This window comes from Stenotrophomonas sp. 05N423 (genome assembly GCF_056397145.1).
The window spans coordinates 1-1,422 of record NZ_JBFTMV010000025.1; the positions used below are offsets into that span (position 1 = coordinate 1).

Annotated in this window: 1 protein-coding gene; it reads right to left on the reverse strand. The window is 67.6% G+C overall.

All coding sequences use genetic code 11. The features are described from left to right. Window positions 1–1,422, reverse strand: a 1,422-nt coding sequence (locus AC1DGW_RS16805; protein WP_478025187.1) for a hemagglutinin repeat-containing protein, incomplete at both ends; no start/stop codon positions are given.

The following is a 1,422-nucleotide window of genomic DNA, read 5'->3' on the forward strand; positions in this document are numbered from 1 at the left end:
TGTTGTCGAAGCCGCCTTCCCCGGCCTGGATGCCGGCCTGCTCCTTCACGCTGGTATAGGTGCTGTCGATCCTGCTCTGGTTGTAGTTGGCGCTGATCTGCCCGCCGCCGGTGCCGACGGCCGCATCGATCCCCGCGCTCTGGTCCTTGCGCCTGTAGTCGTTCGTGTCCTGCTGGCTGGTCAGCGTCAGGTTGCGGCCGATGTCCGCTATGACGGTTTCGCCCTTGGCCTGCGCTCCTTCCAGCGTGGTGTCGCGGCCGCTGACCAGGGTGAGGGTGTTGGCCGCTTCCACCGTGGTTTCGGCGTGGGTGGTGCCGCTGCCGTCGCCCTTGCCCTTGGCCGCGCTGGCGCTGACGTAGACGCCGATGCCCGCCTCGCTGCCGAGGGTCACGCCGACCTCGCCACTGCTGGCCTTGTTGCGCTCGACCTGCTCGCGCGTTTCCTGCTGGGCCTTCAGCACCAGGTCGTTGGCCGCCGCCAGCGTCACGTTGTCGCCTTCGATGCGGCTGCCGGTGACGGTGAGGTCGCCGCCGTTACCCTTGCCATCACCGGTAGCGTGGATCGCTATGTCGCCTTCGCTGGCGATGCGGCTGCCAGCGGCGGTGGTGGCGTTGTATTCCACCGAGCTTGAGCTCTTGCTGGCGCCGATGCCGATACGCAGGCTCAGGCCGTTGTTGCCCGTGGCTTTGGTGTCGGTGGTGTTGGCAAGGGCATCGAACTGGTCGCCGGCGCCCTTGAGGCTGTTCAGGCCCGCTTGCCCGCCCGAGAGCAGCGTCTGCCCAGCCTGCGCCAGGTGCAGTGCCGCCAACCGGTCGTCCTGCACCTGTCCGGCACGGTCCACGCTGTTCTTTACCGCCATGGCGGTGTCCACCGCTCCGCCCTTCAGGCTGACGTTGATGCCCGACTGCCGGAACTTCTGCGTCTCGACGGTGTGGCTGCTGTCCTGCGCCGCTTCGATCGTCACGTTCTGGCCCACGATGCCGATGCCCGCCTGGCTCAGCACGTCGCTGCCGGTGATGCCCACGTCGCGTCCGGCCACGATGTCCATGCGGCCGGAGGTCGAGCCCACCAGCGTGCCGGTGTGGGTGATGTCGGTGATGTCGGCCGTGGTATCGGCCCGCTGCTTGCCGATGGTGAAACCAATGCCACCGCCAGAGAACAACCCCGACTTCTTGACCGTCTTGTCGTGCGATTCGGAGTAGGTGTTCTCGGCCGTCGTCAGCGTCAGGTCGCGGCCGGCGGCCAACAGTACGTCGCCGGTGCCGGCGATCTGCGCGCCCTGCGCGGTGAGGTCGCGGCCGGCGGCGATCTGCACGCTCTCGCCGCTGAGCGTGGTGCCGACAGCCAGGCTTTCGTGCCACTCGTCATGGGTGGTGGTGGTCTTGCTGGAGAACAGCCCCTTCTTCTTGCGCTGCTCGTCGA